The organism is Advenella sp. S44 (genome assembly GCF_002810445.1).
GTDB lineage: Bacteria > Pseudomonadota > Gammaproteobacteria > Burkholderiales > Burkholderiaceae_B > Advenella.
Genome location: NZ_NEXS01000003.1, coordinates 392,025 through 413,714 on the forward strand (window position 1 = coordinate 392,025; position 21,690 = coordinate 413,714).

Genomic DNA, 21,690 nt, shown 5'->3' on the forward strand with positions numbered 1-21,690 from the left:
TGTATTTATCCGGAAAACTCTATGAAATTGTTTGCAGTACGCCAGTTATCATACGTGACCATGATCGGGCTGATTCAGGCTTGTCTGGTCTATTCGCCGCTGGCTTGGTCCCAGCAAAAGGCCGCTAATCCCTCGCGGCAGGTTCCGGCCCCAGAGACGCACGCGCCGCTGCCTGCCGAAGAGTCGCTGCCGTTTACCGAGCTGCAACGCTTTGCGCGGGTTTACGCCGCGATCAAAAACAGCTACGTTGAGCCGGTTTCCGACCAGAAGTTGATCGAAGCGGCCATCAAGGGGATGGTCGAGGACCTGGATCCGCATTCTGCCTACCTGGACGCGCTTGAATATGAAGAGATGCGAGTGTCCACGGACGGCGAGTTTGGCGGCCTGGGTATTGAAATCGGCCCCGAAAAAGGCTTCGTGAAAATCATTTCGCCGATTGAAGATACGCCCGCCGCCAAGGCCGGGATTATGCCTGGCGACATCATCACCGGTATCAATGGCGAAAGCATGGAAGGCAAGCCGCTCAACGATGTCGTGAAAAATCTGCGGGGAGAGGTGGGTACCTCCATCAAGCTGTCGGTCAGTCGTCCTTCCACGGGCAAACAGCTGGATTTTGACCTCGTTCGGGCAGTCATCAAGGTGCAGAGCGTGCGCAGCAAAATGCTTCCCGATGCGATTGCCTATGTGCGCATATCGCAATTCCAGGAGCGCACCGGGCCCGATCTGGTAACCCACCTCAAGCAATTGGACACCAAAGGCAAGCTCAAGGGACTGGTACTGGATCTTCGCAATGACCCCGGCGGCCTGCTAACGGGTGCCATCGGGGTCTCGGCCGCATTTCTGAAACCGGGCGTGAACGTGGTATCAACCAAATCCCGTGACGAGCATGATTCACGGGTATTCCAGGCGCAAGCGCAGGATTACGTCCACAATGGGACCGACTATCTGAAAGGACTGCCGGCCTGGACTCGGACGGTCCCGATGGTGGTGTTGATCAATGTCGGATCTGCGTCGGCTGCCGAAATTGTCGCGGGTGCGCTTCAGGATCACAAGCGCGCTACGGTCATGGGCAACCGCAGTTTCGGCAAGGGCTCGGTGCAGGTGGTCATGCCGCTGGATGATAATACGGCGCTCAAACTGACCACGGCACGTTACTTCACGCCATCGGGACGATCCATTCAGGCGACCGGCATTGTGCCTGATGTGGTGGTTACCGATAGCGAAAAGGGCGATCTTTTCAGCTTCCCGCGCGAGGCGGATCTGGCCGAGCACCTAAGTAACGAGCAGGCCGGAAAAGATGGCGAAGTCAAAGGTACGGCCTTGCTCAAGCCCGATGAAGCGGCGCAGGAGCAAGAGATCTTTGAGTTCGGTTCGGATGGCGACTTCCAACTGGCCCAGGCCGTCAATAAGCTGCTGGGCAAGCCGGTCAAGGGTAGCGCACCAACAGCTGATAAACCGTCGAGCGAGGGGAAAAAGCCGGCTGAAGCAAAAGCCTCGGAGCCCACTTCCGGCGATGCCCCAAAGACGCCGGAGGGCCAGAGCGATAAACCTGTCACGCGGGAGCCTGCAGACGCAGGCCAACCTGATAAGGCCGAGCCTTCTGTTGCGCCGCCAGCAGATCGCAAGGCGCCCGCCGATGCGCACGACCCCGCAGCGCCAGAGCAACCGGCAGGAAAATAGCAAATGGATGATAACCAGTTGCTGCGCTATGCGCGACACCTGATGCTGGACGCCATCGGTATTGAAGGACAGGAGAAACTGCTTGCCAGCTCTGCGCTGATCCTGGGGCTCGGCGGCCTGGGCTCGCCGGTCGCCGCTTACCTTGCTTCAGCCGGTGTGGGTCGGCTGGTGCTGGTGGACGACGATCAGGTTGAGCTATCAAATCTGCAACGCCAGATCATCCATACCACCGCGCGTATCGGGCAAAGCAAGGCAGTGTCTGCGCTTGCGGCCATTGCTGAACTGAATCCCGATTGTGTGGTCGAAACCGTGGTCGAACGGGTCGATACCGATAGGCTCGGACAATTGCTGCGCGGCGTCGATATTATTGTTGACTGCACCGATAATTTCCGCACGCGTCAGGCAATCAATGAAGTGTGCGTCGCACAAGCCAAGCCCTTTGTGTCGGCCGCAGCGATCCGGTTTGCCGGGCAGGTCACTGTGTTCGATACGCGTCACGCTGATGCTCCCTGTTACGCCTGCGCGTTTCCGCCATCGGACAATCTGCAGCCCGACAACTGCGCGACCATGGGTGTTTTTGCGCCGCTGGTTGGCATCATCGGCAGCGTAGAGGCGGCCGAAACCATCAAGACGCTGCTGGGGGTGGGGGAAAACCTGCGGGGCCGTTTGATGATGCTCGATGCCCTGTCAATGCAATGGCATACGCTTGAGCTTGAGCGCAACGCGGCGTGCCCCGTATGTGCGGGGCGTGACCGTTAATGGTAGTCCTGTGCTGCCTATTGCCTGATTAAATTACACTTGTCATTAGTGGGCGCCTGCAGGGTGAGCAGCGTGCTGCGCAATTCATCACGCCTGAAATAATGAATAGTGACCTGCTGACCTGCGCGATACCGGTCCAGCAGCTTGTCCCAGTTTCCGACTTCAATGCGCAGTCCGTCCATCGCCAGCAGGATATCGCCTGCCGACAGTCCTGCCGCATGCGCCGCGCCACCCTCCAGCACTTGCGCCAGTCCGGGCTCGCCTGTTGGGGTCGCTCGCATGGTCGCGCCAATGGCCGGCGCGCGGCGTTCTGCCTGCCAGGTCAGCGTCACGCCCTGTTTTTCCAGCAGCGCTGCCAGGGGCAAATCATCAGTGTGTTCGGTGGCCGCTTCAATAAATGATTGCAGATCCAGGCCCGTTGCCTGTTTCAGCACACTTGCAAATTCGTCTTCCTGCAGACCACGCTGGCGAGACTGGTAGAACCGGCGGCCATAGCGTTCCCACATCAGGCGCATGACGTCGTCCAGCGATTTGCGGTTGGCGGTGGCGTTGCGTATGCTCAGGTCCAGCGCCAGCGCCACAAGTGATCCCTTTGTGTAGTAGCTCACGATATTGTTGATGGAACTCTCGTCCTGGCGGTAATATCGATTCCATGCGTCAAAGGAACTGTCGGCCACGCTCTGCTTGTGGCGGCCCGGTCCCCGGTGCACGGCTGTGATGGTCTTGGCCAGAAGGCGAAAATAGTCATTTTCGTCCACAATACCGGCGCGTAGCAGCATCAGGTCATCGTAATACGAGGTAAACCCTTCGAAAATCCAGAGCAGGCTGGTCAGGTTGGGCTGACTCAGGTCATACGGCGCGAAAGCCTGCGGCTTGATGCGCTTGACATTCCAGGTATGAAAATATTCGTGGCTGACCAGTCCCAGAAAACCGGTGTAGCCCTCGCTGCGCTCATCGTTGCCGATGACGGGCAGATCCTGGCGCGATGCGACCAGCGCTGTCGAGGCTCGGTGTTCAAGCCCGCCGTAATCCTTGCCTGTCACATAAGTCATGAAAACATAGCGATCGGCGCTATCCAGAAACGGGGCGCGATGCGTGCGCGGTTCGAAAAAACGAATCTGGGTTTCGCAGATTTTCGCGGTATCGCGCGCAATGCGCTTGAAGTCGACATTGGGCAATACGCCGGTAAATACCATTTCGTGCCTGGCCCCGCATACGGTGAAGGTTTCCACATGGGGCGTGCCCATTTCAACAGGATGATCGACCAGCGCATCATAATCGGGCGCTTCGTACGCGCCGAATCTGTGAGGCAGGTTCGTGTTCCGACCACGGCGCGCCAGCGGCAAGCTAGTGTAAACGCGCCAGTGGCGGGTGCTGGCGCCGGGCGCGATGGTCACCTGGCATGGTTGCTTCTCGCGTCCATGTACCTTCAGAAAAACGCTGGTGCCGTTGAAAAAACCGTGGGTCTGGTCCAGGTGCGCACAGCGTACCGACAGATCCCAGGCATAAACCCGATAGCTGAGCGTCAGGCGTCGCGAACAGGGTGCAATCTGCCAAGTGTGATTGTCCAGCTTGTTGATGGGCAGCACAGATCTGCCGGTTTTGGCGGTCAGCTCATGGATGTGACGGGAAAAGTCCCGGATCAGATAGCTGCCGGGAATCCATGCGGGCAAAGAGACGATCTGCCCGCGACGATCAGGATTGTCAATTGTGATCTGGACATCAAAATAGTGAGCGGCGGGGTCGGCGGGCGTGATCTGATAGGAAACGGAGGGCATACTGACTCGGTAAAATTGAAGGTTAAGTCAGTAACTATAGCAAAAACCGACGGTTTGTCGTTTTTTGACCATTCCGTAGCTACAATAATTGACACAATTTCAGCGAAGATCCGAATACTCACAGGGAGACCGAAGCATGTCAGAAGAATTTGTATTATCACGTGTCCAGGGCGCTGTCGGCGTCATCACCATCAACCGTCCCACGGTGCTCAATGCGCTGAGTAATGAGCTGATGCAAATGCTCAGCCAGACGCTGCTGGCCATGCAGGCGGACAACAATATCAATGTTATTGTGTTGACCGGTTCCGAAAAAGCCTTTGCAGCCGGTGCCGATATTGCGGCCATGAAGGGCTGGGACTACATGGACGTGTACAAGAGCAATTACATCGGCGGCGACTGGGAAACCATGAAAAACGCCATTCGCAAGCCGGTTATTGCGGCTGTGTCTGGCTATGCCCTGGGCGGCGGCTGCGAGCTGGCCATGATGTGCGATACCATCTATGCTGCCGACAATGCCCGTTTCGGGCAGCCCGAAATCAAGCTGGGTACGATCCCGGGGCTGGGCGGCACGCAACGTCTTACCCGTGCAGTCGGCAAGGCAAAAGCCATGGATCTGGTGCTTACCGGTCGCATGATGGATGCCAAAGAGGCAGAAAGCGCCGGACTGGTCGCCCGGATTTTGCCGACAGAAAATTTTCTTGAGGAAGTGATCAAGATCGCGCAGGACATGGCAGCCATGTCCCAGACTACGCTCATGATGGCCAAGGAATGCGTTAATGTGGCGCAGGAAACGACGCTGGAGCAGGGCCTGTTGTTCGAGCGCCGTGTATTTCACGCAACATTTGCGACAAAGGACCAGAAAGAGGGCATGGACGCCTTTGTAGGCAAGCGCAAACCTGCCTTCAATAATATGTAAGAAAACATCCCCGCGTATTGCCTACGACTTGAAATATAAGATATACTTCCATGGCTTAACTGAATGCTAAAAACCGTTATGAACGGCGCGGGGGCTTTACTTATGAATCAACCATCGGGGGCCGCCGAAGCAGATCGTACGAAGCATTTGCCGGAAGGGTCGGTTACGCAGTCCGGGGCGTCCACAGATGCGCCCGTTGCCAAGAACCAACCTGCAGCAGGAAAGGCTGCGCCGGCAATGTCAGGAACGGCACAAACAACGCCAAAAGAAGCGCGTCCACTGAGTCTGACTCCACAAGAGCGGGCCAGAATGAACGCAAGGGCGGCCAAGGGGCTGGTTAATCTGGTGCTGGCGCAAGCAATGTTATTGCTGCTTGCAGCGCTGGCCAGCTGGCTTGTCGCGGGGAACTATGCGGCGCTATCTGCGCTGGCTGGCGGGCTGATTTATCTGATCCCATCCTCGTTCGCTGCCCTTCATATGCTTGTAAAGATTTACAGTCAGGCTAACGCCGGGGTGCTTACGTTCTTCTGGGCGCAAGCGCTCAAGATTGGCGGAACGCTGGCATTGCTGGCACTGGTTGTCAGGTTCGCGGGAACCTATCTTGTCTGGCCGGCATTGTTGCTGGGGCTTGTTGTTGTATTGAAGGGGTATGTCCTGCTGCTTGTGTTGAACAAACTCAGGTAGTCAGACATAAATGGGATAAATCAAAATGCAGCCTGAAACAGGCTGCGAATTTGGAGTACGTACTAAATGGCTGCACCTGCCGAAGTATCGCCTCAGTCAGCTTATGTCCAGCATCATCTGGCGCACCTGAACAATACGGGTCATCCTCAATCCACCATCCTGGATATGAGTGTTATCAATTACGATTCCGTGTTCTGGTCTCTGGCCATGGGCCTGGTTGTCGTATTCCTGCTGTGGCTGGCAGCCCGTCGTGCCACCTCTGGCGTGCCAGGCCGTTTCCAGGCCGGCGTTGAAATGGTTGTTGACATGGTCAATGATCAGGCCAAAAGCATTGTCCATAACGAAGTGTCACGCAAGTTCATCGCGCCGCTGGCCCTGACCGTATTCCTGTGGGTTACGCTCATGAATACGCTCGATCTGATTCCTGTTGATCTGGCCGGTGCCATTTTCGGCTGGCTCGGTCTGGCTGGCGATCATCATGCGCATGGTCCACTGTATTATCATCGTATTCTTCCTACTGCCGATTTGAACGTTCCCATGGGAATGTCTCTGGCTGTGCTGCTGCTGTCTTTTTACTACGGTATCAAAATCAAGAGCGCCGGCGGGTTTGTAAAAGAGCTGTTCACTGCGCCGTTTCATGCGCATGGCTTTGCCGCTGTGCTGCTGTCGCCTTTCAATCTGTTGCTCAATATCATCGAATACGCAGCCAAAACCGTTTCCCTGGGTATGCGGCTGTTCGGTAACATGTTCGCCGGTGAACTGTTGTTCATGCTGATCGCCTTGCTGGGTGGTGCGTGGACCGGTTTTTCCGCAATGAATATCGGGCTTGGCATCGGCCAGGTACTGGCCGGATCAATCTGGGCTATTTTCCATATCCTGATTATTCTGCTCCAGGCCTTTATTTTCATGATGCTGACCCTGGTATATCTTGGTCAGGCGCATGAGAGCCACTAAGATTTCGTCATAGCAGATTCTGTTATGCCGTAGTGGGCAGATCGGAAAACAAATCCGATCTGCCGAGTTTTAAGCAGTAATTTTCCATCTTTAAATTGTTTTAGGTTCATAACCACAAGGAGTTGTCATGACCACAGCAGCTTTCGTTGCTCTTGCTTGCGCTTTCATCATCGGCCTGGGCGCTATCGGCGCGTGTATCGGTATCGGTATCATGGGCGGTAAATATCTCGAAGCATCCGCTCGTCAGCCAGAACTGATGAACGTTTTGCAAACTAAAATGTTCTTGTTGGCTGGTCTTATCGACGCTGCGTTCCTGATCGGTGTTGGTATTGCCATGCTGTTCGCGTTTGCAAGCCCGTTTGGTGCCTGATAACAAGACGTAAGACCATCCTCGGATGGTGGTGAACAAGATGGAATAGCGAACCCTGAACTTCAGGGTTCGCCAATGACAAAAGTTCAAGTAAATTTCAGGATTTCGCCCAGGCGAAACCGCCCATTATTGAAGGGAAACGACCGTGAATTTAAACGCGACGCTCTTTTTCCAGACGATCGTTTTTTTTGTGCTGGCGTGGTTCACGATGAAATTCGTGTGGCCTCCGCTGATCAAGGCCATTGAAGAACGTCGTCAGAAGATTGCCGATGGTCTGGCTGCGGCCGACAAAGGCAAAGCGGATCTCGCTCAGTCCCAGGCTCGTATCAGCCTGATCGAGGCAGATGCCAAGCAGCAGACACATGCTCGCTTGCAGGACGCTGAAAAACATGCCGCATCAATTGTTGATGCTGCCCGTGGAGAAGCTGAAACGGAACGTTCACGCATCATCGCTCAAGCCCAACAGGACGCCGAGCGGGAAGTGCAGCGCGTACGGGACAGCCTGCGTGACGAAGTAGCTGCCCTGGCCGTCAAAGGCGCAGAGCAGATTCTCAAACGCGAAGTCAATCCTCAGACGCATGCCGAGTTGCTGAACCAACTCAAGGCACAGCTTTAATTCGGAAATACCATGGCAGAACTATCAACCGTTGCCCGTCCGTACGCCGAGGCGCTTTTTGCCACAGCGAAAAATGATCCGGCAGGTCTTGCTGCATGGTCGGATGCCGTCAATGAGCTCGCACAGCTTTCTGATCTGAAAGATGTGCGTGAAGCGATGTCAGATCCGCAACTGGAACGAAAAACAAAAGAAGACGTTTTTCTGGGCCTGCTCAAAACGTCGTTGTCGCAGCAAATGCGCAATTTCGTTGACCTGCTCATCGAAAACGACCGTCTTTTGCTCCTGCCACAAATTGCCGAGCAGTTCGAGGCGCTCCGAAATCGCAATGAAGGAACTGCCCAGGCAGAGATCACCAGCGCTTTCGAGATGTCCGAAGCCCAGGTGCAGGAACTGATTGCCGGGCTGGAAAAAAAATTCGGCTTTAAACTGAAGCCTGTTGTTACTGTTGATCCATCGCTTATCGGTGGTGTTCGCGTAACAGTAGGTGATCAGGTATTAGATACTTCCGTGCAGGCTCAGTTGAGCCGCCTGCGCGACACACTGGCGGCTCACTAAGCGCCATACATAACAGGATTTCAGGAGTCTGAACATGCAACTCAATCCGTCAGAAATCAGCGAACTGCTCAAAAGCCGTATTGAAGGCCTGGGCGCTTCTGCCGATGTTCGTACGCAAGGTACGGTTGTTTCCGTAACCGACGGTATTACACGTGTCCACGGTCTTTCCGATGTGATGCAAGGTGAAATGCTGGAGTTCCCCAATAACGTCTACGGTCTTGCTCTGAACCTCGAGCGTGACTCTGTGGGTGCCGTTATTCTGGGTGATTACACCGGCGTATCCGAAGGTGACCAAGTCAAAACAACCGGTCGTATTCTCGAAGTACCCGTTGGCCCCGAATTGCGCGGCCGCGTTGTGAATGCACTGGGTCAGCCCATCGACGGTAAAGGTCCGGTCAACGCGAAAGCAACCGACATTATCGAGAAAGTGGCGCCGGGTGTTATTGAACGTCAGTCTGTTTCCCAGCCTCTGCAAACCGGTATCAAGTCCATTGACTCCATGGTGCCTATTGGCCGTGGTCAGCGCGAACTGATTATTGGTGACCGTCAGACAGGTAAAACTGCTGTCGCCATCGACGCGATCATCAGCCAGAAAGGCAAGAACGTAACCTGCGTTTACGTTGCGATCGGCCAGAAAGCGTCTACGGTCAACAACGTGGTGCGCAAGCTCGAAGAGCTCGGCGCCCTCGAATACACCATTATTGTCGCAGCCACAGCCTCTGACTCTGCCGCTATGCAGTATCTGTCTGCTTATGCTGGTTGCACCATGGGTGAATACTTCCGTGACCGCGGTGAAGACGCCCTGATCGTCTATGATGATCTGACCAAACAAGCCTGGGCATACCGTCAGGTTTCCCTGTTGCTGCGTCGCCCGCCAGGCCGTGAAGCCTATCCTGGTGACGTGTTCTATCTGCACTCCCGTCTGCTTGAGCGCGCTGCCCGCGTTAACGCAAACTACGTCGAAAAATTCACCAACGGTGAAGTGAAAGGCAAAACCGGTTCTCTGACCGCGTTGCCTATCATTGAAACCCAGGCTGGCGACGTTTCCGCGTTCGTTCCAACCAACGTGATTTCCATTACCGACGGCCAGATCTTCCTTGAGACCGATCTGTTCAACGCCGGTGTACGTCCAGCGATCAACGCCGGTATTTCCGTTTCACGGGTTGGTGGCGCGGCACAGACCAAAGTTATCAAGAAACTGTCCGGTGGTATTCGTACCGACCTGGCGCAGTATCGTGAGTTGGCAGCATTTGCCCAGTTTGCCTCTGACCTTGATGACGCGACACGCCGTCAGCTCGAACGTGGTAAGCGTGTGGTAGAACTGCTCAAACAGCCTCAATACCAGCCTTTGCAGGTATGGGAACTGGCCATCTCACTGTACGCCGTGAATAATGGCTACCTGGATGACGTTGAAGTCGAAAAAGTCCTGCCCTTTGAAAAAGGCCTGAAAGACGAGCTTAAGAACAAGCACGCCGATCTGATTGGCCGTATCGAAGATACAAAAGAACTGTCCAAAGAAGATGAAGCTGCACTGAAAGATATCGTTGCCGGCTTCAAAACTGGTGGTTCATACTAAGTAAGTCCATGAGGTGTGTGGCCTGTTGCCACGCACCTTCCTGAAATTGGTTTAACAGGAAAGCGAAATGCCTGGAATCAAGGAAATTCGTACGAAGATCAAGAGCGTGCAAAACACGCGCAAGATCACCAAGGCCATGGAGATGGTGGCAGCATCCAAAATGCGCAAGGCGCAGGAAAGAATGCGTGCCGGCCGTCCCTATGCCAAGAAAGTACGCGAAATCGCTGCACACATGATGCAAACGCATCCTGACTACCGTCATCCGTACATGGAAGAACGTACCGATATCAAGGCGGTTGGTGTAGTGCTGGTCACCACAGACAAAGGTCTGTGCGGCGGCCTGAACACAAATATCTCCCGGATGGTGCTGGCGCGTCTCAAGGAATTTGAGGCCAAGGGTATCAAGGTCCAGACGACTGCCCTGGGTAATAAAGGGTTGAGCCTGCTAACACGTATTGGCAGCAATCTGGTATCCAACGAAGTGCAGCTTGGTGATCAGCCGCATCTTGAGCGTCTGATCGGCGCACTCAAGGTACAGCTGGATGATTACCTCGATGGCAAGATCGACGCCCTTTATGTGGCATCCACGCATTTCGTGAACACCATGAAGCAGGAGCCAACAATTATGCGGCTGCTGCCATTGCCTGATGGGCTGGCTGATCCGTTTGTCGCCGGTGCTGCAAAATCCGAAGACGAACAGGCTGCGATTGAATCGAGCTACAAGTGGGATTACATCTTCGAGCCCGATGCAAAATCGGTCATCGACGATCTGCTGGCTCGATACGTCGAAGGTCTGGTGTATCAGGCAGTTGCGGAAAACATGGCGTCAGAGCAGTCGGCACGGATGGTGGCGATGAAGGCTGCATCGGACAACGCAAAGAAAGTGATTGAAGATCTGCAACTGGTTTACAACAAAACCCGTCAGGCTTCCATCACTAAAGAAATTTCAGAAATCGTGGGGGGCGCCGCGGCCGTGTAACCTTCGGGTCAACGCGAACCGGCATCTTTCAATCGTTATTAAGTAAGGAATCGACATGAGTAACGGTACCATCGTTCAGTGCATCGGCGCCGTCGTGGATATTCAGTTCCCACGCGACAACATGCCAAAAGTTTATGAAGCCCTTGTCCTGGCGGACAACGAATCAAAATTCGCCGAGAAAGGTTTGACACTGGAAGTCCAGCAACAGCTGGGCGACGGTGTCGTGCGTACGATTGCAATGGGCTCCAGCGACGGCTTGCGTCGCGGCATGGCAGTTGACCGTACCAATGCGGCAATTTCCGTTCCTGTCGGTGAAGGCACGCTGGGCCGCATCATGGATGTGCTGGGTCGTCCAATCGACGAAGCCGGTCCTATCGCCAGCGAAGAAAAACGTGAAATTCACCAATCTGCACCAAAATTTGATGAACTGTCTCCTTCAGTAGAATTGCTGGAAACAGGCATCAAGGTGATTGACCTGGTCTGCCCGTTTGCCAAAGGCGGTAAAGTCGGCCTGTTCGGCGGCGCCGGTGTGGGCAAAACCGTTAACATGATGGAACTCATCAATAACATCGCCAAACAGCACTCCGGTCTGTCTGTGTTTGCCGGGGTGGGTGAGCGTACTCGTGAAGGTAACGACTTCTACCACGAAATGGAAGAATCGAACGTTCTGGACAAGGTCGCCATGGTGTTCGGCCAGATGAACGAACCGCCGGGAAACCGTCTGCGCGTGGCCTTGACCGGCCTGACAATGGCTGAAAAATTCCGTGACGAAGGCCGTGACATTCTGTTCTTCGTTGACAACATCTATCGTTACACGCTGGCTGGAACGGAAGTCTCGGCGCTGCTGGGTCGTATGCCTTCAGCGGTGGGTTATCAGCCAACACTGGCCGAGGAAATGGGTGTTCTGCAAGAGCGTATTACCTCGACCAAAACCGGTTCGATTACATCGATCCAGGCCGTTTACGTTCCTGCCGATGACTTGACCGACCCGTCTCCTGCTACGACCTTCCAGCATTTGGACTCTACCGTCGTGCTGTCACGTGACATCGCTTCTCTGGGTATTTACCCAGCGGTTGACCCACTGGATTCGACCAGTCGTCAGCTGGATCCCCAAGTGGTGGGTGAAGAGCACTATGCCGTGGCTCGCGGTGTTCAGCAGACACTGCAACGTTACAAGGAATTGCGCGATATTATTGCGATTCTGGGTATGGACGAGCTGTCTCCGGAAGACAAGCAGGCTGTTGCCCGTGCTCGTAAAATTCAACGCTTCCTGTCTCAGCCTTTCCACGTTGCCGAAGTCTTTACCGGTTCTCCAGGTAAATACGTGCCGTTGGCTGAAACCATTCGCGGCTTCAAGATGATTGTTGACGGTGAATGTGATGCGCTGCCAGAGCAGGCTTTCTACATGGTCGGCACCATTGACGAAGCCTTCGAAAAAGCGAAAGGCTTAAAATAAGGAATAGCTATGGCTACTTTACTCAAAGTAGATGTTGTCAGTGCTGAAGCATCCATCTTCTCGGGCGAAGCCAAGTTTGTCTCTTTGCCAGGTGAAAGCGGAGAGCTGGGTGTTTTGCCCGGCCACACGCCGCTGATCTCCAAAATCCGTCCAGGCACGCTTAAAATTGTGCGTGAAGACGGAACAGAAGAGCTGGTGTTTGTAGCCGGTGGTATTCTTGAAGTGCAGCCATTTGGTGTTACAGTGCTGTCCGACACGGCAATCCGTGCGGCAGACCTGGATGAAGCCAAAGCCGAGAAGGCTCGCCAGCAGGCGCTGGAAGCACTCGAGAGTGCACACGACAAGCAGGATATTGCGGCTGTCGAAGCCGAGCTGGCCATGCTGGCAGCCCAGGTTGCTGCTGCCCGCCGTCTGGCCAATATGAAAAATCGTCACTGATTTTTCATTAACGCTGCAGTACAGAAAGAAAAAAGACGCTCTCGTGGCGTCTTTTTTTGTGGGTGGCGCAGGCTGTGCGTGATGGCAGACCGCGTGTGGTGCAGGCTGTGGGCGGTTCAAACCGATACTCGGTCCGCCCACAAGTTTCATGCCTGATCTGCCAGGCCGGCCACGTTAGCCACGCCATCCGACGGTTTGAGACCCAGGCCTCAAGCCGTCGTCGAGCCTGATCTTACTTGGATTTTGATTGTTCTGCGGCAGCGCGCAGTTGATCCAGCGTGGCTGTCGGGGTAATGGCCTGCGGATCGATCAGGCAATGCAGGATGGCGGGCTTACCGCTAGCGACCGCTCGTTCGAATGCAGGCCCAAATTGCTCGTTCGTTTCAACCCGTTCGCCATGTCCGCCAAACGCCACGGCATAAGCGGCGAAGTCCGGGTTTTGCAAGTTGGTAGCGCTGACTCGACCCGGATAATGCTTCTCCTGGTGCATGCGTATGGTGCCGTACATGCCGTTATCAAACACCAGCACAATAATATTCAAACCGTACTGAACTGCAGTAGCAAATTCCTGGCCATGCATCAGGAAGCAGCCGTCACCGGCAAAGCAGACCACTTGTCGTTGCGGCATCACGCGCTTGGCGCCGACTGCGGCGGGCGCGCCATAGCCCATTGAACCAGAGGTGGGCGCAAGCTGGGTATTGAAGTGATTGAAGCGATGAAATCGATGCAACCACGTCGCGTAGTTGCCGGCGCCATTGGTCATGATTGCATCGGGCTCCAGATGTGCTTCAAGATACGCCATGACTTCACCCATCTGCAGCGCGCCGGGCGTGCTGACCGACTCGGGGTTGCTCCACGCCAGATACGATTCATGAGCCGATTCAATGTAGGCCTTGCGCGCAACGTCACTGCCGGCATCGAGCCCTTCGGCTGCATTAACCAATTGTGCCGGCGTCGCATTGATGGCCAGCGCTGCCTGGTAAACACGGTTTAGTTCCTGGCTGTCCGCGTGAACGTGAATCAGCGTTTGCCTGGGCACCGGGATATCGAGCAGGGTGTAGCTTTGCGATGCAATTTCAGACATGCGGCCGCCAACCAAAAGAATCACGTCGGCGTCCTGCGCCATCTTGAGCAGTTTTGGATTGCTGCCCAGACCAATATCACCCACGAAATTAGGATGCGTAGAGGGAAACAAATGCTGGCGGCGGAACTGGACTGCGACGGGAAGCTGCTGTTGTTCGGCGAAGCGGACAAAGCCCTGGACGGCCTCTTCGGTCCAGCGCGAACCGCCAACAATGGCCAGCGGGTTTTTCGCACCAGCCAGCAGCGAAGCCATTTGCGCCATTTGCTCCGGCGCAGGTGCACAAACAACCGGTTCTACGCGCGCAGCGTCTGCGACGTTGGCCATTTGCACCAGCATGTCTTCGGGCAGGGCGATGACAACGGGACCGGGGCGTCCGGACATAGCGACGTGGAAAGCGCGGGCGATAAGCTCGGGAATGCGCGTTGCGTCATCGATTTCCGTGGTCCATTTGGTCTGCGTACCGAAGACGGCGCGATAATCCACTTCCTGGAAGGCTTCACGTTCTCGCATGCCGGTTTCAATCTGCCCGACAAACACAATTAACGGGGTTGAATCCTGCTTGGCAATATGAATCCCTGCGAGCGCGTTAGAGGCGCCCGGACCGCGGGTCACCATGCAGATGCCCGGCCTGCCGGTCAGCTTGCCATGGGCTTCTGCCATCATGGCCGCGCCGCCTTCCTGGCGGCATACCGTTACATTGATGCTTGCATCGTGTAGCGCATCCAGAACGGCCAGGTAACTTTCACCTGGGACACAAAAAACATGATCAACGCCCTGACGGACGAGCTGATCGACGATAATTTCTCCACCTGGACGACTCTGGCTATTGTTTTGCATGAGTGTTCTATAATGATTCAATTGTGAAAGGAATGCTGCCTATGACGCCAAATCATGGCGTATTTCACGCGTATTGAGTGTCTCACGCAAAATCACAGACAACATAATCATTGTAAAGTATAGGCGATAAGAATATGAATTTGATTTCGAGAGGCTTTTTTCCGCGCGCTTTTTCTATTGTGGCTGGCTTAGGGATGTTAGCTGCAGTCAGTTCGGTGTCTGCGCAGGAAGAAGCATATCCATCAAAACCCGTGACGGTACTGGTTGGTTTTGCCGCCGGTGGTACAACCGATGTCCTGGCCCGTATCGTGGCCAAGGGCCTTGGCGATGAACTTAACGAAAGCTTCGTGGTCGAGAACAAACTGGGCGCTGGCAGCAATATTGCCACAGACCAATTACTTCGCAGGAAACCAGACGGTTATACGCTCATGATGATGGCCGTAACCACCACGATCAACCAAACGCTGTACAAAAACGCCCGGTTCAACATCGAAAAAGATATTGACCCGATCGTGCTGGTTGCCAAGGTTCCCAACATTCTGGTTGCCAGCAGCAAGACGCCGTATAACAACGTAAAAGAGTTCGTCGACTACGCCAAGGCTAATCCAGGCAAGGTCAATTATGGCTCTTCGGGTGCAGGCACTTCCATCCATCTGGCTGGTGAGCTCTTCAAGCAGCAGGCCGATATTGATATGTTGCATATCCCGTTTAGCGGCAGCGGCCCGTCCATGACGGCTCTGGTGGGCGGTCAGACAGACGTCGTATTTGAAAATATGCCGGCCGCCGTGCCGCAAATCAAGGCCGGCAAGATCAAGGCGTTTGCTGTTACAACCGATAAACGCTCCGATGCGTTTCCCGATGTTCCTACTTTGCAGGAATCCGGATACCCGCAGTTCAACGTTTCCTCGTGGTTCGGATTGGTCGCTCCCAAGGGGACACCCAAGCCCATTATTGACAAAATCAATGCCACCGTTGAAAAGATCCTGGCCAAGCCTGAAGTGATCGAGCAGCTTGCAAGCCTGGGTGCGACGGCAGAGAAAAATACTCCGGAAGAATTCTCCAAATTCGTCGCTGACGAAACCCACACATGGGGTGAGGTCATTCGCAAGGGTAATATTTCAATTGACTAATTGAGTTAGCGGCAGGCATCTGATTTTACGATAGCGGTGTCGGCATATAAAAGAAACGGCAGCAGGGCGTTGGCCCCGCTGCCGTATTTTATTGACTCGCGGTCATTCGTATTGGCTCCGCGATGAGTGCTGCCGGGGCCACTATCGGCTGGCAGCCGTTAATGATTCAGGTCGGTTGTATCGGTCGACGATTGCATCGATCAGGATCAGGGTAGTCTGCCCGGATGGTTTGCCGCTCGACAGTGACCTTGATTAGGACGGTTTCGTCGGTCGACCATGGTAATGATCCGGTCGGTTCGTTGTACTCGATTGCACTGCCATTTCCGATGAAATGCATTGCCTCGGAATTCTTGTTTGTTATTTTGGTTGTTATTGCGGTGGCGCAATATGTAAGATGCGGCGCCAGGCGATTTGCGAATCCGTTTTATAGGCGAGCCGTCGCTGCAAAAGCAAACTGGCACAACAGCGCTCCGGCTGGTTTTTCAGTTCGCTGTTAAGTTTGCTGCTATATAAAAAAGACAACATGCTGTGGCTAAAGACGCATGCTCTGGAAAACCAGTCTAGATGCTTCAATCGCGGCATTTGCCGGTATGGGAAGCTGGCTATCCTGTCTCTTGCGGGGACGCTGCTCTATACGGTTTGACATCTGCCTGCCGCTACAGTGGCCGTTGGCCGCCGTATTCTCATTTGCAGGCAGATGGACCGTCAGTCAATCACCCGATCGGCGCACGATTGCGTTCGCCATATTTACTGCTACAACGTTATTGCTACAACGTGATGCACCCGCGCACGTAGGCGCAGGAGCGGCAAGCCATTACCAGCTGAAACCGCCTTCGGAGTCGGTTTCATCGATGGCTTTTTCTGTTTCCTTGACCATCTCGTACATCATCACGCAAGCGGCGGCGATAGAGCTGGCGACAACTTTGACCAGACCGGTCAGGCTCAGTGCGCGTTCTTCGTTGATGGCTTTGTGGATCAATTCACGTTCCATTGAATCGCTGAAAGCAAGTTCAGGGGTATCGCTCAATGCGAGGGCGTTTCTCATAGATAAATTCATGGTATGGGCTCTTTAAGTGACTGTTAAACAAGTGGGTTAAGTCTAGGTATAAACCATTATAGGGTTAACCCTAGGAATAAGCAAGCAACGACAGCCTTTTGCTCCTGCAGTGCAGCAAAAACGTTGTTTTTTCCACAAAAACAGGGACTTAACCGTATTTGCCCTAGTGTGATAACTGCGAATTGCCGCAAGCCAATGGGACATTTATTCTGTACTTTTCGTTACATGAGGAGGGCAAATAAGGTGAAAGAACGACTCGATTGTGCGCTTATCCGTATTTCCGGGTGTGAAATGCTCGCAGAAACGCTGCTCAAGCAGGACCGTCTGCACAGTTGTCGTCTGCATTTGACCCCAATAGAGCCCGCGTGTGCCGTACAAAATGACCCATTCCCGCCAGTCACGCTGCTTCAGGACATGACCTACTCACTACGCCATTTTGATGCGATCTGCCTGCCGGTCTCGGCCGCCTCGCTGGTCTGGACCCGGCTGCTATTGCAGCAAACCCGAATCGAACAGCATCGTCCCATCTTTGTACTCGGATTGTCGCTGCGGCCGATCGGGCTTATTGATCTGCTGGAGCTGGGCGTGGTCGACTTTGCATTATGGCCCTGCGAGCCCGAAGAAATCCGCGTACGGCTCCTGCGTGCGCTGCAGCAGTTACGTAACCAGCACGCGAGACTGCCTTCGCTGCTGGGCGATACCGTCAGCACTCAGCAGTATGCAGTCCAAGATCCGGCTACCCTGTACCATGGCGATCATGGGTCTTTAGCCTGCATGCGGCTGACTGCCGACAAATCCGGATCGTCCATGCACTTGCTACGCAAGCTGTCTAATCAGGGGCCCACTACGGGCGAGATTCCCGGCGCGGGTACCATTCCCCATCATGCATCATCGCCAGCGTCGCCAGTATCTCTCTTGCATGGCGTCAGAAGCGCCGTACTACCGGCAGCAACGCCGGCAAATGCGTATCTGGCATTACCGACAATTCCCAAAGTATGCTGTCAGGAGATAGCGCAATTTCCTGAAGGCTTCCAGCAGCTCAAGTCGGTGGTGGTGGCGCAGTTTGAGCGCACCTACCTGACCCACGCGCTGGCGCGTAGCAAGGGCAATATTGCGCTGGCAGCACGCAATTCACATAAACACCGCCGGGCTTTCTGGGCGCTCATGCGTAAACACCAGATTAGCGCAGATCCATTTCGTGATCATGATTTTTAACCGAAAATGGCGCCTGATCACCAAACCGCTTAACGGCCAGGTGACTGTCTACGGATATTCTTACACCAGGTACGATACAATCTGTCCGGTAAGAAAATCACAGAATTAGAGATATTTTAAAGGTACACGATGGCTTTTCCGGTTTTGCAGAACGATGTATTCTTGCGCGCACTGCAGCGTCAGCATGTTCCCTATACGCCTGTGTGGTTAATGCGCCAGGCGGGGAGATATCTGTCCGAGTATAATGAGACTCGCGCCAGGGCAGGATCCTTTCTGGGGCTGGCCAAAAACCCAGACTACGCCACAGAGGTCACGTTGCAGCCGCTGGAACGTTTCCCGCTGGATGCGGCCATTCTGTTTTCAGACATCCTGATGCTGCCCGATGCCATGGGCCTGGGGCTGCAGTTTGTCGCGGGCGAGGGTCCTCAGTTTGCGCGGCCCTTGCGTACGCAACAGGACATCGAGCAGCTTGCCGTTCCCGATATGAACCAGTTGCGTTATGTGTTTGATGCTGTCAGCCAGATCCGCCAATCGCTCAATGGCAGTGTGCCGCTAATCGGGTTTGCAGGCAGTCCCTGGACAGTCACCTGCTACATGGTAGAAGGACGAGGTTCGTCTGATTACCGCCAAATCAAAACACTCTTGTATGCGCAGCCCGCATTGCTGCATCACATTCTTGAGGTGACTGCCCAGGCGACGGCACTATATCTGAATGAGCAGATTCGCGCCGGCGCCCAGGCAGTCATGATTTTCGACAGTTGGGGTGGTGTACTGGCCGACGGCCTGTATCAGCAGTTTTCACTTGCCTATATCACGAAAGTCATCAGTCAGCTCGAGCGCAATCATGAAGGCGCCGTCGTGCCGGTCATTGCCTTTACCAAAGGTGGCGGATTGTGGCTGGAAGACATTGTCAATAGTGGCTGTGATGCTGTCGGCCTGGACTGGACCGTCAATCTGAAACAAGCGCGTGAGCGCGTTGAGGACCGTGTTGCGTTGCAAGGCAATATTGACCCTATGGCACTGTTTGGAACGGAAGACGGCCTTCGTCAGGAAGTGCGCCGCGTCATTGACGACTTTGGTCCGGTAAAAAATGGGGGGCATGTGTTCAATCTCGGACACGGAATCTCACAATTTACCCCGCCTCAGAATGTGGCAATTATGGTCGATGAAGTACACCGCTATAGCACAAGCAAGCACGCTTAGGGCCAAGTTGTACACAGTTGGGGTGCATCTGTTGTTTTCCGGCAAACGGCGGTGACACAATCGGCACTTGTTTCAAGTTGTTGAAATTAAAGAAATTAGTTTATGGCGATTCTTCATTGAAAAATATTTCATCCCTTTTTCTATTTCAATAGTTTTTTTGTAATATAGTTTTCCCCAAAGTTATCCACAGGCAGTATCGGTTATTCAATAAGTGATTGGCCCCACATGCTTTAACGATGAAACCTGTGAAACTACTTTAAGTGTTGCCATGAAAGTGTAACTGAATGGCAATGCGCAAACCGATGGTTTGGGGCGCCATCAGCCTATTATTTTTTTCGGGAATTAAGCGTGCAAGTCAGCTGGGTTCGGGTCGTGTTGGATATTCCCCGTCAGGAAGCATTCGACTATCGATGCGAGCAACCGGTGGAAATCGGGCAACGTGTGATCGTGCCTTTCGGCTCCCGACAATTGGTTGGTGTGGTCATCGAACTGCTGGATGCTCCCGCGCTAGACCTGGATCAAATACGGGATGTGGATCAGGTGCTGGATGACTTGCCTGCCTTTTCCGCTTCATGGCTGGCCCTGGCCCAGTTTGCATCGCGCTACTACCAGCGCTCGCTCGGTGAAGTGATTCTTCCGGTATTGCCCAACGGGTTGAGAAAACCTGCCGCCTATCTTGGAAAGCGGGCAGCGGGAGGGCCGGTTGCGCGGGCTGACCGTAAGAAGCGACCCCCTGCAATAACAGCGGTGTCTTCCCCTATTGTATTGAATGCAGAACAGCAGTTTGCCGTACGGCAAATATGTGCATCAAACGGATATTCTCCGTATCTGCTGCACGGGATTACGGGCAGCGGTAAGACAGAGGTGTATTTGCATGCTGCGCTGCGCTTTCTGCAACAAGGGCGCCAGATACTGATGCTGGTGCCGGAAATCAACCTGACGCCGCAGCTGGAGACGGCTGTCCGCGCGCGATTTGCAGACCTCGTCGCGCCTGAAGAAATTGCAATATTCCATAGCGGGCTGGCCGATGGCGAGCGCCTTAAGGCTTGGGCGGACGCCCAGCGTGGCAAGCTCAAGGTGTTGCTTGGCACCCGCATGGCAATATTTGCACCGCTGGACAATCCGGGACTGATCATTGTTGATGAAGAACACGATGCTTCGTACAAACAACAGGAAGGCTTGCGTTATTCAGCCCGTGACCTGGCTGTCTGGCGCGCTCATCATGCCGGGATTCCGCTAGTGCTGGGGTCGGCCACTCCGTCTCTGGAGACCTGGCATCATGCACTCAGCGGCCGCTATACCCGGCTAGTTCTGGAGCAACGCGCCAAAACACGCTATCTTCCGCAAATCCGCCTCGTCGATACCCGTAAGGCCAAGCTTGTTCAGGGATTCGAGGCAGGCGTGCTTGGGGCCATTGGCGATCGGCTTGAACGCGGCGAGCAGTCCATGGTGTTCCTGAACCGCAGAGGCTATGCCCCTGTCATGCATTGCGCGGCTTGCGGCTGGGTGAGCCAGTGCTCCAGATGCTCGGTGCATACGGTACTGCATCGCAATCCGGGCAGCGGCTACCAACTGCAGTGTCATCATTGTGGTTTTCAAAGCCGTGTTCCTTCTATTTGTCCCGATTGCGGCAATCAGGACCTGCAGCCGCTTGGACGCGGAACGCAAAGGGTCGAGGAGTTTCTCCAGGAAACGTTTCCGGCTGCCCGAATCCAGCGGATCGACGCCGACAGCACGCGGTTAAAAGGCAGCGCCTTGCGGCTGTTCGATCAAGTACATACCGGCAATATCGACATTCTGGTGGGCACGCAAATGGTCGCCAAGGGTCATGATTTCAAGCGGCTGGGGCTGGTGGCCGTGCTCAATGCCGATTCCATGCTGTTTTCTGCCGACTTTCGTGCGCCCGAGCGCTTGTTTGCTCAATTGCTGCAGGTGGCCGGTCGCGCCGGACGTCACGCGGAAGGCGGGCAGGTGCTGATCCAGACGGGCTATCCTGATCATACCGTCTACCAGACATTGCTGAACAATGATTTCCCTGCGTTTGCCGATGACCTGCTGGCTGAGCGCCAGGACACCGGTTTGCCACCCTTTACTTACCAGGCCCTGATCACGGCCGAGGCGAAAAGTGTGAAGCTGGCACTGACCTTTCTAGAAAGTATCCGGGAATGCGCGGTGTCGATACTTTCACCCGATGGCCAGTCGCAGCCGGTGAATCTGTATGACCCGGTGCCCTTGCGAATTTTGCGGGTTGCGCATGTTGAGCGTGCGCAACTGCTGGTCGAATCAATATCAAGACCGGCGCTGCAGCGATTTTTGCAGCAATGGCTGCCGCAGGTTCAGGCTATCGGACAAAAACAGCGTATGCGTTATTTCATCGAAGTAGACCCCCTGGAAATCTGAATA

At 54.5% G+C, this 21,690-nt stretch carries 19 protein-coding genes; 16 read left to right on the top strand and 3 right to left on the bottom strand.

All coding sequences use genetic code 11. The annotated features are described in order from the left end of the window. Positions 1-21 precede the first annotated feature (21 nt). Positions 22-1,680: a S41 family peptidase gene (locus CAP48_RS05805; protein WP_304529017.1), complete on the top strand. Its 1,659-nt coding sequence runs from the start codon at positions 22-24 to the stop codon at positions 1,678-1,680. A 3-nt stretch (positions 1,681-1,683) separates the two neighbouring features. Then, entirely contained in the window at positions 1,684-2,439 is a 756-nt protein-coding gene (locus CAP48_RS05810; protein ID WP_100695069.1) for a HesA/MoeB/ThiF family protein, read from the top strand. 17 nt (positions 2,440-2,456) lie between these two features. On the opposite strand, the gene CAP48_RS05815 is transcribed toward CAP48_RS05810, so the two are convergent. Beyond that, on the bottom strand, positions 2,457-4,217 hold the full coding sequence (locus tag CAP48_RS05815) for a M61 family metallopeptidase (RefSeq protein WP_100695070.1): 1,761 nt from the start codon (positions 4,215-4,217) through the stop codon (positions 2,457-2,459). A gap of 136 nt (positions 4,218-4,353) precedes the next feature. Between CAP48_RS05815 and CAP48_RS05820 the strand changes: the two genes are divergently transcribed. From CAP48_RS05820 to CAP48_RS05865, 10 genes are all read left to right on the top strand, one after another. Then, complete coding sequence (locus CAP48_RS05820) at positions 4,354-5,133, top strand: enoyl-CoA hydratase (protein WP_100695071.1); 780 nt, start codon at positions 4,354-4,356, stop codon at positions 5,131-5,133. Positions 5,134-5,235: 102 nt separating this feature from the next. Beyond that, entirely contained in the window at positions 5,236-5,817 is a 582-nt protein-coding gene (locus CAP48_RS05825; RefSeq protein WP_242444343.1) for an ATP synthase subunit I, read from the top strand. Between the two features lie 66 nt (positions 5,818-5,883). Next, the gene (gene atpB / locus CAP48_RS05830) at positions 5,884-6,771 is read left to right on the top strand and encodes a F0F1 ATP synthase subunit A (protein ID WP_100695072.1); all 888 of its coding nucleotides are present in this window, start codon (positions 5,884-5,886) and stop codon (positions 6,769-6,771) included. A 127-nt stretch (positions 6,772-6,898) separates the two neighbouring features. Further along, complete coding sequence (atpE, locus tag CAP48_RS05835) at positions 6,899-7,141, top strand: F0F1 ATP synthase subunit C (protein WP_014749574.1); 243 nt, start codon at positions 6,899-6,901, stop codon at positions 7,139-7,141. Positions 7,142-7,286: 145 nt separating this feature from the next. After that, a complete protein-coding gene (locus tag CAP48_RS05840) occupies positions 7,287-7,757 on the top strand; it encodes a F0F1 ATP synthase subunit B (protein ID WP_100695073.1) in 471 nt (156 codons plus the stop codon). A 12-nt stretch (positions 7,758-7,769) separates the two neighbouring features. Further along, positions 7,770-8,312 carry a F0F1 ATP synthase subunit delta gene (locus tag CAP48_RS05845; protein WP_100695074.1) on the top strand — a complete coding sequence of 181 codons (543 nt, stop codon included), beginning with the start codon at positions 7,770-7,772 and terminating at the stop codon, positions 8,310-8,312. 34 nt (positions 8,313-8,346) lie between these two features. Continuing rightward, positions 8,347-9,888: a F0F1 ATP synthase subunit alpha gene (gene atpA, locus CAP48_RS05850; protein WP_100695075.1), complete on the top strand. Its 1,542-nt coding sequence runs from the start codon at positions 8,347-8,349 to the stop codon at positions 9,886-9,888. A 67-nt stretch (positions 9,889-9,955) separates the two neighbouring features. Beyond that, a complete protein-coding gene (atpG, locus tag CAP48_RS05855; protein WP_100695076.1) occupies positions 9,956-10,867 on the top strand; it encodes a F0F1 ATP synthase subunit gamma in 912 nt (303 codons plus the stop codon). Positions 10,868-10,922: 55 nt separating this feature from the next. Then, the gene (gene atpD, locus CAP48_RS05860) at positions 10,923-12,323 is read left to right on the top strand and encodes a F0F1 ATP synthase subunit beta (RefSeq protein ID WP_100695077.1); all 1,401 of its coding nucleotides are present in this window, start codon (positions 10,923-10,925) and stop codon (positions 12,321-12,323) included. Between the two features lie 9 nt (positions 12,324-12,332). After that, positions 12,333-12,761: a F0F1 ATP synthase subunit epsilon gene (locus CAP48_RS05865; protein ID WP_100695078.1), complete on the top strand. Its 429-nt coding sequence runs from the start codon at positions 12,333-12,335 to the stop codon at positions 12,759-12,761. Positions 12,762-12,993: 232 nt separating this feature from the next. Here CAP48_RS05865 and CAP48_RS05870 read toward each other — a convergent pair whose 3' ends face one another. Then, positions 12,994-14,682 (bottom strand): thiamine pyrophosphate-binding protein, encoded by a 1,689-nt coding sequence (locus CAP48_RS05870; RefSeq protein ID WP_100695079.1) that lies wholly within the window; start codon positions 14,680-14,682, stop codon positions 12,994-12,996. A 134-nt stretch (positions 14,683-14,816) separates the two neighbouring features. On the opposite strand from CAP48_RS05870, the gene CAP48_RS05875 reads away from it, so the two are divergent. Further along, positions 14,817-15,812 carry a tripartite tricarboxylate transporter substrate binding protein gene (locus tag CAP48_RS05875; RefSeq protein WP_100695080.1) on the top strand — a complete coding sequence of 332 codons (996 nt, stop codon included), beginning with the start codon at positions 14,817-14,819 and terminating at the stop codon, positions 15,810-15,812. Between the two features lie 814 nt (positions 15,813-16,626). Here the strand turns inward: CAP48_RS05875 and CAP48_RS05880 are convergent. Next, positions 16,627-16,857 carry a hypothetical protein gene (locus CAP48_RS05880; protein ID WP_100695081.1) on the bottom strand — a complete coding sequence of 77 codons (231 nt, stop codon included), beginning with the start codon at positions 16,855-16,857 and terminating at the stop codon, positions 16,627-16,629. A 255-nt stretch (positions 16,858-17,112) separates the two neighbouring features. Here CAP48_RS05880 and CAP48_RS20295 point away from each other — a divergent pair, with 255 nt between their 5' ends. The 3 genes from CAP48_RS20295 to CAP48_RS05895 all read left to right on the top strand — a co-directional run bounded on the left by CAP48_RS20295 (position 17,113) and on the right by CAP48_RS05895 (position 21,687). After that, entirely contained in the window at positions 17,113-18,084 is a 972-nt protein-coding gene (locus CAP48_RS20295) for a hypothetical protein (RefSeq protein ID WP_242444344.1), read from the top strand. Positions 18,085-18,213: 129 nt separating this feature from the next. Then, positions 18,214-19,287, top strand: coding sequence for a uroporphyrinogen decarboxylase (hemE, locus tag CAP48_RS05890; protein WP_100695083.1), 1,074 nt, complete (start codon positions 18,214-18,216; stop codon positions 19,285-19,287). A 348-nt stretch (positions 19,288-19,635) separates the two neighbouring features. Beyond that, the gene (locus tag CAP48_RS05895; RefSeq protein WP_100695084.1) at positions 19,636-21,687 is read left to right on the top strand and encodes a primosomal protein N'; all 2,052 of its coding nucleotides are present in this window, start codon (positions 19,636-19,638) and stop codon (positions 21,685-21,687) included. Positions 21,688-21,690 lie beyond the last annotated feature (3 nt).

Bases quoted from the DNA above. Each gene is read 5' to 3' on its own strand.
- CAP48_RS05825 (WP_242444343.1), top strand. From the start codon at position 5,236: ATGAATCAACCATCGGGGGCCGCCGAAGCAGATCGTACGAAGCATTTG.
- CAP48_RS05815 (WP_100695070.1), bottom strand. From the start codon at position 4,217: ATGCCCTCCGTTTCCTATCAGATCACGCCCGCCGACCCCGCCGCTCAC.
- hemE (WP_100695083.1), top strand. From the start codon at position 18,214: ATGGCTTTTCCGGTTTTGCAGAACGATGTATTCTTGCGCGCACTGCAG.
- CAP48_RS05805 (WP_304529017.1), top strand. From the start codon at position 22: ATGAAATTGTTTGCAGTACGCCAGTTATCATACGTGACCATGATCGGG.
- CAP48_RS05845 (WP_100695074.1), top strand. From the start codon at position 7,770: ATGGCAGAACTATCAACCGTTGCCCGTCCGTACGCCGAGGCGCTTTTT.
- CAP48_RS05820 (WP_100695071.1), top strand. From the start codon at position 4,354: ATGTCAGAAGAATTTGTATTATCACGTGTCCAGGGCGCTGTCGGCGTC.
- CAP48_RS05810 (WP_100695069.1), top strand. From the start codon at position 1,684: ATGGATGATAACCAGTTGCTGCGCTATGCGCGACACCTGATGCTGGAC.
- atpA (WP_100695075.1), top strand. From the start codon at position 8,347: ATGCAACTCAATCCGTCAGAAATCAGCGAACTGCTCAAAAGCCGTATT.
- atpD (WP_100695077.1), top strand. From the start codon at position 10,923: ATGAGTAACGGTACCATCGTTCAGTGCATCGGCGCCGTCGTGGATATT.
- atpB (WP_100695072.1), top strand. From the start codon at position 5,884: ATGGCTGCACCTGCCGAAGTATCGCCTCAGTCAGCTTATGTCCAGCAT.
- atpG (WP_100695076.1), top strand. From the start codon at position 9,956: ATGCCTGGAATCAAGGAAATTCGTACGAAGATCAAGAGCGTGCAAAAC.
- CAP48_RS05875 (WP_100695080.1), top strand. From the start codon at position 14,817: ATGAATTTGATTTCGAGAGGCTTTTTTCCGCGCGCTTTTTCTATTGTG.
- CAP48_RS05870 (WP_100695079.1), bottom strand. From the start codon at position 14,682: ATGCAAAACAATAGCCAGAGTCGTCCAGGTGGAGAAATTATCGTCGAT.
- CAP48_RS05865 (WP_100695078.1), top strand. From the start codon at position 12,333: ATGGCTACTTTACTCAAAGTAGATGTTGTCAGTGCTGAAGCATCCATC.
- CAP48_RS05880 (WP_100695081.1), bottom strand. From the start codon at position 16,857: ATGAGAAACGCCCTCGCATTGAGCGATACCCCTGAACTTGCTTTCAGC.
- atpE (WP_014749574.1), top strand. From the start codon at position 6,899: ATGACCACAGCAGCTTTCGTTGCTCTTGCTTGCGCTTTCATCATCGGC.